Source organism: Streptomyces sp. NRRL S-37 (genome assembly GCF_000721605.1).
GTDB lineage: Bacteria > Actinomycetota > Actinomycetes > Streptomycetales > Streptomycetaceae > Streptomyces.
Window position 1 is genome coordinate 155,636 of record NZ_JOIZ01000021.1, and the last position, 15,146, is coordinate 170,781.

The following is a 15,146-nucleotide window of genomic DNA, read 5'->3' on the forward strand; positions in this document are numbered from 1 at the left end:
CGGCCCTCCGTAGCGTTCTGGCCATGGAGATGACGAAGAGTGCGCGGTGGGGCCGGTCCGGACGGTGGCGGGCGGGGCTGGCGGTGGCCGGGGTCGCCGTGATCGGGACCGCATCGCTTCTCGGGCCGGGCACCACGGCCGAGGCCGTGGGCGCCGGCGGCGGGGACGCAAGGTCGCGGCTGCAGCGGGACGCGGACGCGGTACGGGACACGGGAGCCACCGGGCTGACGGTGCTCGCCCGGGACTCGGCCGGGCGCGAGACGCGGGCCCGGTCCGGCACCGCGAGCCTGAAGGACGGGGGCCGGGTGCCCTTCGACGCCTACTACCGCATCGGCAGCGACACCAAGACCTTCACGGCCGTGGCCACGCTCCAGCTCGTCGGCGAGGGCACGCTGGGCCTGGACGACACCGTCGAGCAGTGGCTGCCCGGGGTGGTCACCGGCAACGGCAACGACGGCAGCCGCATCACCCTGCGCAACCTGCTCCAGCACACCAGCGGCCTGGCCAATTACACGGACGTCGCCTTCGAGGACCCGGCGGAGCTGACGCCCGAGCGCTTCCACGCACAGCGGTTCCGCTCGCAGACCCCCGAGGAGCAGGTCGCCCTGGCGATGAAGCGCGCCCCCGGCTGGCTGCCGGACGCGGACGACCCGGGCGCCGAGACACGGTGGGCGTACTCCAACACCAATTACGTGCTGCTCGGGATGATCATCGAGAAGGCCACCGGCAACCCCTGGGCGCAGGAGGTGCACGACCGGATCATCGAGCCGCTGGGGCTGCGCCACACGCTGATACCGGGCACCTCGCCGTACGTGCCGATGCCGACGGCCGCCGGGTACACGCAGTTCCCCGGCCGGGACGACCTCACCGACACCACGCTGGCCGTGGGCGGCGGCGCGGACGGCGGCATCATCAGCACCACCCGCGACATGAACACCTTCCTGCGCGCCCTGATGGGCGGCCGGCTGCTGCCGCCGGAGCAGCTGAAGCAGATGCGCACCACCGTCCCGGCGCCCGGCTACACCACCGACGGCAAGGCCCGCTACGGGCTCGGCCTCGCCTGGCGCCCGGCCGAGGGCTGCCGGGGCGGGATCTGGTACCACGGCGGCACGTCCTTCGGCACCGCCTCCGAGACCGCCGTCACACCCGACGGCCGGGTGTCGGCCGCGGCCGCTGTCTTCACCACGCGCTTCGGTGACGAGAAGCGCTTCCTCGAGCAGACGGAGGCCGCGGTCCGCCTGCTGGACCGGGCGGTGTGCGGCGACCGGAAGCGTGGGTGACCAGGGGCGCACACCCGTAGAAGACACCGCCTGATCTCTTCGACGGGAGTCGCGTGGTCGGGAGCGTGCGCCCACAACAGGTCCACTCGACCGGTCTCCGGACGTCGCAGGCTCGCCTCCGGCAATTTGCGCGTACTGCGGCGCGGAGGGCGGGTCAGGGCCCGTATCCGGCCGGCGGCGAGGGTGTCGACGCGCCGGGAGACGGCCGGGGAGGCGCCACGGCTATTCCGCGCCGTGGCACTCCCCGTACGTCCGTCCCGAGCCGCACCAGCACGCTGCCGGCCGCTCCGGGGGCCACGCCACCGCCCGGCCGCGGGCCGCCAGGATCGTGGCGTACTGGGGGAGGAGGGTCGGGTCGGTGGGGGAGGCGAGCTCCGAGGCGGCGAAGGCCTCGTAGGAGGGGACCGTGCCCGTGACGATGCCCAGGTTCGGGGTGCCGGACGCGGCCAGTTCGCGCAGGGCCGCCTCTATGGCCGCGAGGTGCTCCTCGTAGGAGGGGTACTCCTCCGCCAGGGACGGGTACGCCTCCGTCAGCTCCGCCAGTTCGCCGGCCGGCCAATGCAGTACCGCCACCGGGAACGGGCGGGACAGCGCCTCCCGGTACGCGCCCAGTTCCGCGCGCAGGCGGACGATCTCCGCCTCCAGCTCCACCGGGTTCTCCGAGCCGAGCGACCACACCCGCTTGGGGTCGTGGAGCTCGTCCAGGGTGATCGGGAGGGTGTGGACGGTGTCCGCGAGCGCGTCCCACTCGTCGTGCGCCGCGCCGAGCATCCTGCGCACGCGGTGGCGGCCGAAGAGGAGCGGGTGGGTGGCGCGCGGGGGCTTCTCGACACCGGTCAGGAGGAGGAGTACCGCCTGGGTGAACGTCTCGTGCGCCTGTTCCAGCTCGTCGTGCGCCTCCAGGGACTCCGCGACGATCACCCAGGGGGCCGCGTCGCGCGGGGCCGCGGTGCGGATGCCGGTGATGATCGCGCGGGCCTCCGCCTCATGGCCGTACTCCCAGAGGTTCGAGGCCTTCAGGGCCCGTACCAGGTACGGGTCGTCCAGCTCCTGGGAGGAGGCCAGCAGGCGGTCGTAGAGGGCGGTCGCGGCGGGGCGGTCGCCGGAGAGCTCGCGGTGGGCGGCGGCCCGCAGCAGCAGGGCCTCGGCGTCCTCGGGATAGCGGTCGGCGGTCCGCTCCAGGCGGGCGGCTTCGGCGGTGTGGTCGACGTTTTCGGCAGGCGTGTCGGGGCGCATGGGTGACACCGTACTGCCGGTGGGTGACAAAGGGGGACGGCCGCGGGCCGGAGCGGGGTCCGGGGCCGGTGGGGGCGTTCCGCCGTCTCCGGGGACGGGACGGCCGCGGCGGGCCTACCCTCCTTCGGCAGGGGCGGGCGATCGAGGGGGCGGGGCGTGCGCAGGACGTTGGCCAACGGGTGTCTGGTACTGCTGATGATTCCCGCCGCGCTGCTGGCCTACTTCTGGTTCACGGTCTGGCACACCGGGCATGAGAACGACCGGCGCCGGCAGGACGCGCTCGACTCGCTGCTCGGCCAGGCCCACGAGGCGGCGGACCGGACCACCGACGCGCTGACCAGGAGCGGCGACACCGGCACCGACGCGTTGACGGGCGTGGTCTGGAAGCACACGCACAGCCCCGTCATCACGTACGACGAGGAACGGCGCACGTTCACCGCCGTCGCCGCGCGGGCCGCCATGGTCGAGCAGGAATCCATCCTGCTCGCCGTCGGACCGGACATGGTGAAGCACTGCTTCACCTACACCTACGTACGCCGTCCCGGTCCGGGATGGACCTCGAAGGTCACCGAGCAGGACGCCGAAGTGTGCGGGGGGAGCAGCTGGATCGGTGACCGGGCCCGGATCGCGCAGGAGGAGATGGAGGGGATGGAGGAGAGGGAGGCGGCCCGGCTGACGCGTGCCGGTCTGCAGCAGGCCCTCGACCCCGCTGCCCGTCCGGGCGGCGAGAAGTGGGCCGACGTGCGGAGCGTCGTCCGGGAGGAGCGGACGGTCGTCGCCGTCGTCCTCCTCCGGTACCCGGACCAGTACCGGTCCCCGTCCTCGCCCCCGTCCCGGTCCCAGGGTGACGGGGCCGCGCCGGTCGAACAGTGCTACCGCCTCACCCGGTTCCTCGGCCTCCAGGGCGTCGGGAAGCCGGTCACCGCCGTTCCCGTGACGGCCTGCTGAGCCGCCGCGGGAACGGCGGCACGCCGCGGCCGAGACACCGGGCACCGGCCCGTACGGCGCGTGTCCGGCCCGGGGAACCGCAGGGCGGTGCCGGGCGTTGATGGGGTGCGGGGCCCGGACGGAGCCGGGACGGTGCCGAGGGGAGGGGTCGAGTGATGCGCGGACGGACGGTCCGGCTCGTCGGCGTGCTCCTGCCCCTCGTTCAGGTCGTCCTGCTGCTGATGCCCGCCGCCGGCGGGCTCTCCCTGGCCGACGTCGCGCTCGCCGCGACCGCCGCCGCCGGTGCCGCGCTCACCGTCTGCCTGCTCCTCGCCGCCCGCTGCGCGCCCGCCGTGGCGCCCACGCGGGTGCGCACGGCGATACGCGACCGTGACCGGCGTACGGCCTTCCTGCCCCAGCGCGACCCCGACGCCAGGGGGCGCACCAGACCCCGGGCACCGGGACACGCCCTCCCGGCGACCGCCGCGTAGGGCACTCCTTCCGCACGTTCCGTAGGTTCTGTGGGTTCACCACGCCCTGCCGCGGGTCGTCATGCCGTCTTTTCCGTACGTCCGGCACGACGAGACCCCCCGGAGGGCTCACCCATGTCCGTCTTCGCCAGCCTGGTCGAGCACCTGGCCGACCTGCTCCAGCCGCTGTTCGGCGTCTTCGCGGCGGCCGCCGCGATCGTCCTGTTCACCGCCTTCGTACGACTCCTCGTCCACCCCCTGTCCCGGGCCGCCGCGCGCGGACAGAAGGCACGGGCGGCACTCCAGCCGCGCATCGCCGAGCTGCGGCGCAAGCACCGCCGCGACCCCGAGAAGCTGCAACGGGCCGTGATGGAACTGCACGCGCGGGAGAAGGTGTCACCGCTGTCCGGGTGCCTGCCCGGCCTGCTCCAACTGCCCGCGTTCTTCCTGCTGTACCACCTCTTCTCCAGCGAGACGATCGGCGGACGGGCCAACGAACTGCTCGGACACCGGCTGTTCGAGGCGCCCCTCGGCGACCGGTGGGCGGACGCGCTCGGGAACGGCGGGGTGTTCGGCGGACCCGGACTCGTGTACGTCGGGCTGTTCGCCGTCACCACCGTCGTCGCCTGGTTCGGCTACCGGCTCTCCCGGCGGATGACAGCAGCCAACCCCGCGGTGCCCGCGGCCGGTGAGGGGGAGCAGGTGCCGGGGCTGGCGGCGGTGACCCGGGTGATGCCGTTCATGTCCTTCCTCACGCTCGTCACCGTCGCCGTCATGCCGCTGGCGGCCGCGCTGTACATGGTGACCAGCACGACGTGGAGCGTGGCGGAGCGGGCCGTGCTGTACCGCTAGCGCGGGGCGGGGCGCCGGTGGCCGGGGGTGCGGTTCTTCGAGGTCCAGTACGTGAACCGGGTCTTGCGGAGTGGAACGCGGGCTTGGAGGATCGACCAGTCCTCCGATGGCTGCGCACCGCCGCATCCGGGCCGTGTCCATCGGGCGGGCCCGCGATCGAGGGAGACGTGAATCATGAAACTGCTGCGAGTCGGCACGGCGGGACAGGAGCGGCCCGCGCTGCTCGACGACGAGGGGGTCCTGCGGGACCTGTCGGGTCTCGTCGCCGACATCGACGGGACGCTGCTCGCCGACGAGGCCGCGCTCGGCCGGATCCGGGCCGCCGCCGGCAGCGGGGAGCTGCCCGCGCTGGACGGGGAGGGGCTGCGGATCGGGCCGCCGGTGGCACGGATCGGGAAGATCGTCTGCATCGGGCTGAACTACCACGACCACGCCCGCGAGACGGGGGCCGAGCCGCCCGCCGAACCGGTGATCTTCTTCAAGGCGGCGGACACGGTCGTCGGGCCGAACGACACGGTGCTGGTGCCGCGCGGATCGGTGAAGACCGACTGGGAGGTCGAACTGGCGGTCGTCATCGGGCGTACGGCCCGGTACCTGGAGACGGCGGAGGAAGGACTCGCGCACGTCGCCGGGTACGCCGTCGCGCACGACGTCTCCGAGCGGGAGTTCCAGATCGAGCGGGGCGGGACCTGGGACAAGGGGAAGAACTGCGAGACGTTCAACCCGCTGGGGCCGTGGCTGGTGACGGCGGACGAGGTCGGCGATCCGCAGGACCTGTCACTGCGGCTGTGGGTCAACGGCGAGCTGAAGCAGGACGGGACGACCGCCGAGCAGATCTTCCCGGTGGGGGAGGTCGTGCGGTACGTCAGCCGGTTCATGACGCTGTATCCCGGCGACGTCATCAACACCGGGACGCCGGCGGGGGTGGCGATGGGGCGGCCCGAGCCGAAGCCGTACCTGCGGGCGGGGGACGTGGTCGAGCTGGAGATCTCCGGACTCGGGCGGCAGCGGCAGGAGCTGAAGGACGCGTAGCACTTCGCCGGGGCGGCGACTCCGGCGACTCCGGCGGCCCGACGGCGGCGGACGGCGCCCGGGCGGGCGTCGCCTCCGCCGGCGACCGCCGGACGGCCACGGCGTACACCGGCGTGACGGCGTACCGCGCCCGGATCCGGTCGGTAACCGGCGTCCGAGCCGTCCCTGTCCCGGGTGGCCGAAGGGCCCTCACCGCGTCACGGTGAGGGCCCGTCACGGCAGGGCGGGCCTCAGCCCGACGCGGCGGCGGACCCGCGGCCGGCCAGGAACCGCTCCAGGGCCTCCACCACCAGCTCGTGGTCCTGGAGCTGGGGCAGGCCCGAGACCGTCACCGCGCCGATGACGCCCACGCCCTCCACCGTGAGGGGGAAGGAGCCGCCGTGGGCCGCGTAGGTGTCGGGGTCCAGGCGGGAGGACGCCTCGAACGTCGTGCCCTTGGCACGGTGGCGGGCGCCCACCAGGTAGGACGCGGAGCCGTAGCGCTCGACCACCCGGCGCTTGCGGGCGATCCAGGCGTCGTTGTCCGGGGCGGAACCGGGCAGGGCGGCGTGGAAGAGCTGCTGGCCCGCGCGGTGGATGTCGATGGCGACCGGGGCCTGGCGCTCGCGCGCCATCTCCACCAGCAGGGAGCCGAGCGCCCACGCGTCGTCGTACGTGAACCGCTCGAAGACCAGGCGGCGTTCCTGCGCCTCCAGCTCCTCCACGCTCGGGACGAGTTCCGGGGTCTGCTTCGGGGTGGTCACAGCGACACCGTCACCTTCTCCAGGGCCGAGCGCCGCGCGGCCTCCAGTACGTCCAGGGCGGCGGCCGCCTCCCGCGCGGTCACCGGGTTGGGGGCGCCCTCGATCAGGGCCTTCGCCACGGCCGCGTAGTAGGCGGGGTAGTCGCCCGGGAGGGTCGGTACGGGGTGCCCGCCGCCGGTCACCGGGGACTCGCCGGCGCCGATGCGGCCCCACAGCTCCTCGGGTTCCAGGCCCCAGCCGGGACCGGGGCGCAGGCCGTCGCGCAGGGCGGCCTCCTGGGGGTCCAGGCCGTGCTTGACGTAACCGGCCTTCGAGCCCAGGACGCGGAAGCGGGGGCCGAGCTGGGCCGTGGTCGCCGAGACGTAGAGGTGGGAGCGGACGCCGTTCGCGTGCGTCAGCGCGATGAACGTGTCGTCGTCGGTCTGCGCGCCCTCGCGCCGGACGTCCGCCTCGGCGTGGACGGTGGTCACCGGGCCGAAGAGGACCAGCGCCTGGTCGACGACATGGCTGCCGAGGTCGTAGAGCAGACCTCCGATCTCCGCCGGGTCGCCGGACTCCCGCCAGCCGCCCTTGAGCTGCGGGCGCCAGCGCTCGAAGCGGGACTCGAAGCGGTACACGTCGCCGAGCTCGCCGTCGTCGATCAGCTTGCGCAGGGTGAGGAAGTCGTTGTCCCAGCGGCGGTTCTGGAAGACGGACAGGAGCAGGCCGCGCTCCTCGGCGAGGTCCGCCAGCCCGCGCGCCTCGGCCGCCGTGCCGGAGAGCGGCTTGTCGACGACGACCGGCAGACCGGCCTTCAGGGCGGCCGTGGCGAGCGGGACGTGGGTCCTGTTCGGGGACGCGATGACGATCAGGTCCAGTTCGCCGGCGCGGGCGAACAGCTCGTCCGGGGACGCGGCGACGCGTACGTCCGGGAACTCGGCGCGGGCCTGCCGCTGCCGCTCGGGGTTCGAGGTGACCACCGTGTCGAGCGCGAGGCCCTCGGTCGCGGCGATCAGCGGGGCGTGGAACACGGAGCCCGCGAGGCCGTAGCCGACGAGGCCGACGCGGAGAGGGGTGCCAGTCATGCCCCCTACTTTCGCAACGCTGTTGCCAAAGTGCAAGCAGCGGAGAGAATGGGCGGGTGAAGAGGACGAACGACGGCATCGGCGGGGCGCACGGTGCGTACGGCGCGCACGGGGCCCCGCTGGGAGCGAACCTGCTCGCCCTGCGCAGCCACAACACCGCGCTCGTGCTCGACCTGCTGCGGACCGCGGGGGCGGAGGGGATCAGCCGGCTGGAACTCGCCGAGCGGACCGGGCTCACCCCGCAGGCGGTCAGCAAGATCACGGCCCGGCTGCGGGCGGACGGACTGGCGGCCGAGGCGGGACGCCGGGCTTCCACGGGCGGAAAGCCGCGCACGGTACTGCGGCTGGTCCCGGAGGCGGGCCACGCGGTGGGCGTCCACCTGGACCGGGACGAGCTGCGGGCGGTCCTGGTCGACCTGGACGGCGCGGTGGTGGACCGCAGGCGGGCGCCGCTGGACCTGGGCGCGGGGGAGGAGGCGGTACTGGCCCGGGTGGCCGGAGTCGTCGAGGCGCTCCGGGTGCCGGGGACGGCCGGGGCGGACCGGGTGCCGGGGACGGCCGGGGCGGACCGGGTGCCGGGGACGGCCGGGGCGGACCGGGCCCCGCTCGGGGTGGGGGTCGCGCTGCCCGGACCGCTCGACCACGAGAAGGGCGTCCTGCACCGGGTCACCGGCTTCCCCGAGTGGGACGGCTTCCCGCTCCGGGACGCGCTGGCGCGACGGCTCGGCGTACCGGTGGTCGTCGACAAGGACACCAACGCGGCGGCGCTGGGACTGGCGGTCGGCGGCGAGGGGGGCTCCTTCGCCTACCTGCACCTCGGCACGGGGCTGGGAGCCGGGCTGGTGATCGGCGGAAGCGTGTACCGGGGGGCCAGGACCGGCGCCGGCGAGTTCGGGCACCAGGTCGTCCAACTGGACGGGCGGCCGTGCACCTGCGGGGCCCGCGGATGCGTCGAGGCGCTGTGCCTGGACGCCGTCGCCCGCGGTGACGTCGCCGAGGCGGCCAGGGTGCTGGGGGCGGGGGCGGCGAACCTCGTCGGGCTCCTCGACATCGACCTGGTGCTCCTCGGGGGACGCACCGTGGCCGCCGCGCCCGAGGAGTTCGTACGGGGGGTCGGCGCGGTTCTCGCCGCGCGGGCCCGGCGCGAGGGCGGGGGCGACGGGGGCGTGCCGGTACGGGTCGCGCCCGGCGGGGTGCAGGGGGTCGCGGAGGGGGCCGCCCAGTTGCTCCTCGCCCCGCTGTTCGGGCGGGGGGACGCCTGACCGGAGGGAGCCTGAGCCCCCTCCGGTATCAGGCTCGGTGCGGCCTTCGTACGGCCGGCGGGCGGAGGTTTCCCTCACCGGCGTTCGCGAGGTGCCTCCCCAGGCCCTTGAGGCACCGGGGAGGCACGATCACCCGCAGTCGCGCGTCAGCGGCCCACCGCGCAGGCGTCCCCGTTCAGCGTGAACCGCGGGGGTGCCGTCGTGTCGCCCGTGTGTTCCGCCAGGTACCCCAGCGTGATGCTCGCGCCCGGCGCGATCGTGGCGTTGTGCGTGGCGTCGGACGCCCTGACCACATTGCTCAACTGGGTCAGGTCCGTGTTCCAGTCGGAGACGATCGTCTGGTCGAGGGTCAGCGGGAACTCCAGGCTCCAGCCGTTCACCGGGGTGCTGCCGGTGTTGGTGACGGTGAGGTCGACCGTCATGCCGGTGCCCCAGGCCCTCACCGTACGGTCCACCCGGCAGGTGGGTTCCTCCCGCGCGAAGGACACCTTGTGCAGACCGCCGGGCAGGTCGTTGACCATGTAGAACTCCCCGTCGACGGTCGTGCCGACCGACGTCACCTGCGTGGGCGTCCTGCCGATCTCGGCCTGCTCGTAACCGCCCCGCCCGTCGGGCCGCAGCGCCCACACCGTGGAGGAGCAGTAGTCGGTGGCGATGTACGTGCCGCCCACCAGGTCGGCGTACTGCCGGCCCCGGTACACGTGGCCGCCGATGACCGAACAGCCGCCGGTGTAGGGGGAGTAGGTGAAGACCGGCTCGGTGTACTGCTCGCCGGGCCGGCAGTCCCCGTCCGTGAACTCCTCCAGGCCCTCGTAGCAGGACCAGCCGAGGTTCAGTCCGCCCGCGCCGGGGGCGAGGTGATCGATCTCCTCCCAGTGGCCCTGGCCGACGTCGCCGATCCACATCGAGCCGTCGGCCCGGTCGAAGGAGAACCGCCACGGGTTGCGCAGTCCGTACAGCCAGATCTCCGCGCGGGCGCCGGGCGTGTCCACGAAGGGGTTGTCGGCGGGGACGCAGTACGCGAGCGGGGCGCACGCGCGGCTCACGTCGATCCGCATGATCTTGCCCAGCAGGGTGTCCAGCCGCTGCCCGGACTTGAAGGGGTCACCGGAGCCGCCGCCGTCGCCGATGCTCCAGTACAGGTTGCCGTCGGGGCCGAAGGCGAGCTGGCCGCCGTTGTGGTTGCTGTACTCGGCGTGCTCCTGGGAGAGCAGGGGTTCCAGGCGGGAGTCGTCGAGCCGGTAGCGGGCGAGGGTGACCGCGCCGTCGGGCAGCGCCGTGTACGCCAGGTACAGGTCCTGGCTGTCGGCGAAGTCGGACGGCAGGGCGATGCCGAGCAGACCGCGCTCGTTGCCCGACTCGTCGACGGAGGCGGTGATGTCGATCAGCGGGGTCCGCTCCAGGCCGGTGTCCGGGTGGTAGACGCGGACGGTGCCGGACTTCTCGGTGATGAACAGCCGGTCCGTGCCGTCGTCGGGGGCGACGACGGCGGTGGGCCGTCTCAACCCGGAGGCGACCTGGGTGGTGGTCGCGCTGAGGGAGGGCAGGGGGACGGCGGACGCGTCCGCCTTCTTCTCGGGGGCCGCGGTGGCGGACGGGACGAGGGCCGGCAGCACCGCGAGCAGCGCGCACAGGACGAACGCCAGACGGAACCGCACCCTAAGGGCATGCATATGACAAGCCACGATCTCCTTCTTTCCGTGTGCTGTCGACGGCCGGTGAACGGGGCTGAGGGCACAGGAGGTCGTGGGAGCGCTCCCGCCACCTCAGGCTGCGACGCACACGACACAGCGGCAACACGTGTTCGCGCCACTTTCGCGCCGTCTGGCGCGAACACCGCCCCTCGCCCCGCTGCCCCCGGACCGCCCGTCCGTCCGCAAGGCCGAGCCGTATCCGGCATTCCCTCAAGATCCCGGCCTGTTTAGGCTGAGGCGCACGCAGGACCGCGTACGGCAGGAGATCCCGCACATGGCAGACCGCAAGCCGATCGAATCGTGGCTCACCGACATGGACGGGGTGCTGATCCACGAGGGCGTACCGATCCCCGGCGCCGACGCCTTCATCAAGAAGCTGCGCGACTCCGGGAAGCCCTTCCTGGTCCTCACCAACAACTCGATCTACACCGGGCGCGACCTGCACGCCCGGCTGCGCCGCATGGGCCTGGAGGTGCCGATCGAGAACATCTGGACCTCCGCCCTCGCCACCGCCAAGTTCCTGGACGACCAGCGCCCGAACGGCTCGGCGTACGTCATCGGCGAGGCGGGACTGACCACCGCGCTGCACGACATCGGCTACATCCTCACCGACCACGAGCCCGACTACGTGGTCCTCGGGGAGACCCGGACCTACTCCTTCGAGGCCATGACGAAGGCGGTCCGCCTGATCAACGACGGCGCCCGCTTCATCTGCACCAACCCCGACGAGACCGGCCCCTCCGCCGAGGGCCCGCTCCCGGCGACCGGCGCGGTGGCCGCGCTCATCACCAAGGCGACCGGCAAGCAGCCCTACTTCGCGGGCAAGCCGAACCCGCTGATGATGCGCACCGGCCTCAACACCATCGGGGCCCACTCCGAGAGCAGCGCGATGATCGGCGACCGGATGGACACCGACGTACTGGCCGGCATCGAGGCCGGGATGCAGACGTTCCTGGTGCTCACCGGGCTGACCCGGACCGAGCAGGTGGAGAACTGGCCGTACCGTCCTTCCAAGGTCGTGGACTCCATCGCGGACCTCGTCGACCTGATCTGACACCGACGTTCACCCCTACGGAGTAATCGCCGCGCTCGCGGGGATGCGGCGCCGGGGCCCGCGCGGGACCCTCCACATGTCTGGAGGTGCGCGATGGGTTCCGACGAGGAACGCTGCCCGTCCGGCACCGGGCGGCTGCTCGCCGGTGTGGCCTGGGTGGTGCTGCTGCTCGGGCTGTGGCTGTGGGGCGGCGGGCGGACCGGCGTGCCCTCCGGGACGTCCGGGATCGCGACCGGCGACATGGCGGCGGCCGGACGACCGCCCCGGGGGGAACTGCCGCCCGCGCACAGTCCGTTGCCCGCAGCGGAGCCGGAGCGCCTCCACATCCCCGCCCTCGGCCTCCGTCTGCCGGTGGCCGCCGGACACGAGGGGCCGGACACGGCCGTCTGGTCCGCGGAGGGGGTGACGCCGGGCGAACCCGGCACCGCGCTGATGGCGGTACCCGTCCCGCTCCCGGACGTGGAGAGGCTCCGGCCCGGCCTGACCCTCCAGGTGCGGCGCGCGGACGCCCGGACCGCCGAGTTCACCGTGGAGGACGTCCGGGCCGTCACCGGCGAACGGCCCGCCGTACAGCGGGTCCACGAGCGGCCGGGCCCTGCCGGACGGGCCGAACTCCGGCTGGTCGCCCCCGCCGACGGCCCCCGCACGGCCGGCGTGCTCGTCTCGGCGTACCTGACCGGGACGACGACGGCGCCCTGAGCCCCGTAGGCGCCCGCCTCCGCCGCCGGCGGTAGAGGAACGCGCACGCCGGTCCCGCTTCCCCGCCGCGGCTTGAGCGGCGGTGAGCCGGCCGCCGGGCCCCCTGTCGTACGCGCCCGGCTCAGGCCTCCAGCAGGGCCCGCAACGTGCGGCGGAGCCGGCCGGCATCGTCCGGGCCGACCGCCGCGAGGAACGCGCTCTCGGTCTCCTCGTACGCCTTCCGCGCGGCGTCGTAGGTGCGTTCCCCCTCCTCGGTGAGCTCGACCACGTTCCTGCGCCGGTCCGCCGGATCCGGCCGGCGCGTGACGATTCCCTTGCGTTCGAGCACGTCGAGCAGCGCCACCATCGTGGTGCGGTCGATGCCGAGCGTCTGCGCCACCTGGAGCTGCGACGTCGGTTCGCGGTGGGCCAGCACGCGCAGCGCCCCGAAGTCCTTGCTGTCGATCCCCAGCGGTTCGAGCGCCGCGTCCGTCATCGCCGTGAACTTCGAGGTCGCGTGCTTGAGGAGATACCCCAGGACGTCGTGCGGATCGGCGGAGGAGCTCGCTTCGGTGGACATGCGGCCATCTTACGCTTAGGCTGATCGTCAGTAACACTGATAATCAGCACCGCGTCGAAAGGCATCGTCATGATCCTCGTCACCGGAGGGGCCGGCTTCATCGGCACCCACACCGTCCGCGCGCTCACCGAAGCGGGTGAGGAGTGCGTCCTCCTCCAGCGCCGCAGCCCGCAGGTCCCGCCCTCGCTCGCGGACCTGCCCGTGCACGTCGTCCAGGGCGACGTCGCCGACCTCGACACCCTGCTCGCCGTCGGGCGGAAGTACCCGGTCACCGGGATCGTGCACCTCGCCGTCGCCCTGCCCTGGCCGGTGACGGGCGACGACCCGATCGGCGCGACCGGACGGGCCCTCGACGCGTTCCTCAACATCGGCCGCGCCGCACAGGCCTGGGGGGTGCGCCGCGTCGTGACCGCGAGCACCATCGGCGTCTACGGCGGCACCGCGTCCGCGGGCGCGCTCACCGAGGACATGCCGCTCTCCCTGGCGTACTCCCACGTCATCCCGGTGTTCAAGAAGATCACCGAACTGCTCGCCGGCCATCTGTCGGACGTGACCGGCGTGAGCGTCGTCAACGCGCGCATCTCCGGCACCTGGGGGCCGGGCGGACACCTGCCCGACCCGTTCTTCGCCGCCCCGTCGCTCGCACACGCCGCCGCGCGGCTGACCGAGCCCGACCTGACGGGGCTCATGGCACCGCCGCACGCCGAGGACGCGCTCGACCTGCTCTACGTCAAGGACACCGGCCGCGCGCTCGCCCTCCTCCAGCTCACCGACGAACTGCGCCACTCGACGTACAACGTCGCCTCCGGCCGGGCCACCAGCAACGCCGACGTCATCACCGCGCTCGAGTCCGTCGAGCCCGGCTTCCGGTGGGAGCTGCCCTCGGGCACGGCGCGGCCCGTGAACTGGCTCGACATCACGCGGCTGCGCGAGGACACCGGATTCGAACCCCGGTACGACACCGCCACCGCTGCCGCCGACTACCTCGCCTGGCTCCGTGCCGGAAACGAGCGGTGACCCCCGGACGGCCGGCCCCGAGGAGCGGACGACGCCACGTTCCCATCCGATGATCGCCGCAGGTGACACCCACTGACGGGGTCGTACCGCACCGCCGGGCGCGCCCGTGCCGCCGGGCTGTAACAGCCTGCGGACAAGCTCCGGTTCGGCCTCGTGGGCGTCGCGGGACGTATGTCAGGATTGGGGCTCGGAGCACATGGAACAAGTGCACCCAAGGGGGGCTTGATGTACGGCAGCAGGGGGGTCGGGGCGTTCACCGGGGGGAGGGCGGCCGCGGTGGTGCTGGGGGCGGCGCTACTGATGACCGGGTGTTCGTCCTCGGACGACAAGGGGGGTGCGGACGCCGGCGCGGGGATCACCCAGCAGCCGAAGGAGTACGCCCCGTTCTGGGTCAACCCGGACGGCACCGCCGCACGGCAGGTCGCCCAACTGGCCGAGGACGGCAAGAAGGCGGAGGCCGACCAGATCCGCAAGATCGCCCAGCAGCCCGTCGCCGAGTGGATCAACCCGGAGAACCCCGAGGAACAGGCCCGCGGCTTCACCGAGGGCGCGGAGAAGGCGGGCCGCACCGCGCTGCTGGTCCTCTACAACATCCCGCACCGCGACTGCGGCCAGTACTCGCAGGGCGGCGCCGCCGACGGCGACGCCTACCGCGACTTCGTCGACAGTGTCGCCCGGGGCATCGGGGACCGTCCGGCGACCGTGATCCTCGAACCCGACGCGGTACTGCACCTGGTGGACGGCTGCACCCCGGACGAGTTCCACGAGGAGCGCTACGACCTCCTCAAGGGCGCCGTCGCCAAGCTGAAGGGCCTGAAGAACACCAAGGTCTACCTGGACGCGGGCAACGCCGGCTGGGGCAACCCCGACCAGATCCACGAGCCGCTCACGTGGGCCGGGATCGAGCAGGCCGACGGCTTCTCGGTGAACGTCTCCAACTACTACTCCACCGAGGAGTCCATCGCCTACGGCAAGCAGCTCTCCGCCAAGACCGGCGGCAAGCACTTCGTCATCGACACCAGCCGCAACGGCAACGGCCCCTACACCGAGGGCGCCGCGGACGAACGCTGGTGCAACCCGCCCGGCCGCGCCCTCGGCGAGACCCCGACCACGAAGACGGCCGACCCCCTGGTCGACGCCTACCTGTGGGTGAAGCGGCCGGGGGAGTCGGACGGCGAGTGCAAGGGCGGCCCGAAGGCCGGCGAGTGGTGGCCGGAGTACGCCCTGAAGCTGGCGGAAGAGGCAACCCCCTAGGGG

At 73.3% G+C, this 15,146-nt stretch carries 15 protein-coding genes; 10 read left to right on the plus strand and 5 right to left on the minus strand.

Annotation, left to right across the window (positions count from 1 at the left end):
• The first annotated feature begins 23 nt into the window (after positions 1-23).
• Positions 24-1,280 (plus strand): serine hydrolase domain-containing protein, encoded by a 1,257-nt coding sequence (locus IH50_RS0129350; protein WP_234328257.1) that lies wholly within the window; start codon positions 24-26, stop codon positions 1,278-1,280.
• A gap of 222 nt (positions 1,281-1,502) precedes the next feature.
• Here the strand turns inward: IH50_RS0129350 and IH50_RS0129355 are convergent, their stop codons facing one another.
• Positions 1,503-2,516, minus strand: coding sequence for an SEC-C domain-containing protein (locus IH50_RS0129355; RefSeq protein ID WP_030868818.1), 1,014 nt, complete (start codon positions 2,514-2,516; stop codon positions 1,503-1,505).
• Between the two features lie 156 nt (positions 2,517-2,672).
• Between IH50_RS0129355 and IH50_RS0129360 the strand changes: the two genes are divergently transcribed.
• The 4 genes from IH50_RS0129360 (at position 2,673) to IH50_RS0129375 (ending at position 5,797) form a co-directional block, all read left to right on the plus strand.
• Entirely contained in the window at positions 2,673-3,464 is a 792-nt protein-coding gene (locus tag IH50_RS0129360) for a hypothetical protein (protein WP_030868821.1), read from the plus strand.
• Positions 3,465-3,619: 155 nt separating this feature from the next.
• Positions 3,620-3,934, plus strand: coding sequence for a DUF6412 domain-containing protein (locus IH50_RS0129365; protein ID WP_030868824.1), 315 nt, complete (start codon positions 3,620-3,622; stop codon positions 3,932-3,934).
• 114 nt (positions 3,935-4,048) lie between these two features.
• Positions 4,049-4,765, plus strand: coding sequence for a YidC/Oxa1 family membrane protein insertase (locus IH50_RS0129370; protein WP_030868828.1), 717 nt, complete (start codon positions 4,049-4,051; stop codon positions 4,763-4,765).
• A gap of 174 nt (positions 4,766-4,939) precedes the next feature.
• The gene (locus IH50_RS0129375; protein WP_030868830.1) at positions 4,940-5,797 is read left to right on the plus strand and encodes a fumarylacetoacetate hydrolase family protein; all 858 of its coding nucleotides are present in this window, start codon (positions 4,940-4,942) and stop codon (positions 5,795-5,797) included.
• A gap of 230 nt (positions 5,798-6,027) precedes the next feature.
• On the opposite strand, the gene IH50_RS0129380 is transcribed toward IH50_RS0129375, so the two are convergent.
• Both IH50_RS0129380 and IH50_RS0129385 read right to left on the minus strand, forming a co-directional pair.
• Positions 6,028-6,540, minus strand: a complete 513-nt coding sequence (locus IH50_RS0129380) for a heme-degrading domain-containing protein (protein ID WP_030868833.1) — start codon at positions 6,538-6,540, stop codon at positions 6,028-6,030.
• Positions 6,537-7,604 carry a Gfo/Idh/MocA family oxidoreductase gene (locus IH50_RS0129385; protein ID WP_030868835.1) on the minus strand — a complete coding sequence of 356 codons (1,068 nt, stop codon included), beginning with the start codon at positions 7,602-7,604 and terminating at the stop codon, positions 6,537-6,539. The genes IH50_RS0129380 and IH50_RS0129385 overlap by 4 nt, the downstream gene beginning before the upstream one ends.
• Before the next feature lie 56 nt (positions 7,605-7,660).
• On the opposite strand from IH50_RS0129385, the gene IH50_RS0129390 reads away from it, so the two are divergent.
• Positions 7,661-8,866, plus strand: coding sequence for an ROK family transcriptional regulator (locus IH50_RS0129390; protein ID WP_199822159.1), 1,206 nt, complete (start codon positions 7,661-7,663; stop codon positions 8,864-8,866).
• 146 nt (positions 8,867-9,012) lie between these two features.
• Here the strand turns inward: IH50_RS0129390 and IH50_RS0129395 are convergent, their stop codons facing one another.
• Positions 9,013-10,524 (minus strand): PQQ-dependent sugar dehydrogenase, encoded by a 1,512-nt coding sequence (locus IH50_RS0129395; protein WP_037873085.1) that lies wholly within the window; start codon positions 10,522-10,524, stop codon positions 9,013-9,015.
• A gap of 310 nt (positions 10,525-10,834) precedes the next feature.
• On the opposite strand from IH50_RS0129395, the gene IH50_RS0129400 reads away from it, so the two are divergent.
• On the plus strand, positions 10,835-11,614 hold the full coding sequence (locus IH50_RS0129400; protein ID WP_030868843.1) for an HAD-IIA family hydrolase: 780 nt from the start codon (positions 10,835-10,837) through the stop codon (positions 11,612-11,614).
• Positions 11,615-11,707: 93 nt separating this feature from the next.
• The gene (locus IH50_RS0129405; RefSeq protein WP_030868846.1) at positions 11,708-12,313 is read left to right on the plus strand and encodes a class F sortase; all 606 of its coding nucleotides are present in this window, start codon (positions 11,708-11,710) and stop codon (positions 12,311-12,313) included.
• Positions 12,314-12,434: 121 nt separating this feature from the next.
• Here IH50_RS0129405 and IH50_RS0129410 read toward each other — a convergent pair whose 3' ends face one another.
• The gene (locus IH50_RS0129410) at positions 12,435-12,872 is read right to left on the minus strand and encodes a MarR family winged helix-turn-helix transcriptional regulator (RefSeq protein WP_030868851.1); all 438 of its coding nucleotides are present in this window, start codon (positions 12,870-12,872) and stop codon (positions 12,435-12,437) included.
• A gap of 69 nt (positions 12,873-12,941) precedes the next feature.
• On the opposite strand from IH50_RS0129410, the gene IH50_RS0129415 reads away from it, so the two are divergent.
• A complete protein-coding gene (locus IH50_RS0129415; protein ID WP_030868854.1) occupies positions 12,942-13,889 on the plus strand; it encodes an NAD-dependent epimerase/dehydratase family protein in 948 nt (315 codons plus the stop codon).
• A 225-nt stretch (positions 13,890-14,114) separates the two neighbouring features.
• Positions 14,115-15,143 carry a glycoside hydrolase family 6 protein gene (locus IH50_RS0129420; RefSeq protein WP_030868857.1) on the plus strand — a complete coding sequence of 343 codons (1,029 nt, stop codon included), beginning with the start codon at positions 14,115-14,117 and terminating at the stop codon, positions 15,141-15,143.
• Positions 15,144-15,146 lie beyond the last annotated feature (3 nt).

Excerpts from the sequence above, each read along its gene's own strand:
- IH50_RS0129415 (WP_030868854.1), top strand. The coding sequence starts at position 12,942 with ATGATCCTCGTCACCGGAGGGGCCGGCTTCATCGGCACCCACACCGTC.
- IH50_RS0129350 (WP_234328257.1), top strand. The coding sequence starts at position 24 with ATGGAGATGACGAAGAGTGCGCGGTGGGGCCGGTCCGGACGGTGGCGG.
- IH50_RS0129375 (WP_030868830.1), top strand. The coding sequence starts at position 4,940 with ATGAAACTGCTGCGAGTCGGCACGGCGGGACAGGAGCGGCCCGCGCTG.
- IH50_RS0129355 (WP_030868818.1), bottom strand. The coding sequence starts at position 2,516 with ATGCGCCCCGACACGCCTGCCGAAAACGTCGACCACACCGCCGAAGCC.
- IH50_RS0129400 (WP_030868843.1), top strand. The coding sequence starts at position 10,835 with ATGGCAGACCGCAAGCCGATCGAATCGTGGCTCACCGACATGGACGGG.
- IH50_RS0129410 (WP_030868851.1), bottom strand. The coding sequence starts at position 12,872 with ATGTCCACCGAAGCGAGCTCCTCCGCCGATCCGCACGACGTCCTGGGG.
- IH50_RS0129385 (WP_030868835.1), bottom strand. The coding sequence starts at position 7,604 with ATGACTGGCACCCCTCTCCGCGTCGGCCTCGTCGGCTACGGCCTCGCG.
- IH50_RS0129365 (WP_030868824.1), top strand. The coding sequence starts at position 3,620 with ATGCGCGGACGGACGGTCCGGCTCGTCGGCGTGCTCCTGCCCCTCGTT.
- IH50_RS0129420 (WP_030868857.1), top strand. The coding sequence starts at position 14,115 with ATGTACGGCAGCAGGGGGGTCGGGGCGTTCACCGGGGGGAGGGCGGCC.
- IH50_RS0129370 (WP_030868828.1), top strand. The coding sequence starts at position 4,049 with ATGTCCGTCTTCGCCAGCCTGGTCGAGCACCTGGCCGACCTGCTCCAG.
- IH50_RS0129405 (WP_030868846.1), top strand. The coding sequence starts at position 11,708 with ATGGGTTCCGACGAGGAACGCTGCCCGTCCGGCACCGGGCGGCTGCTC.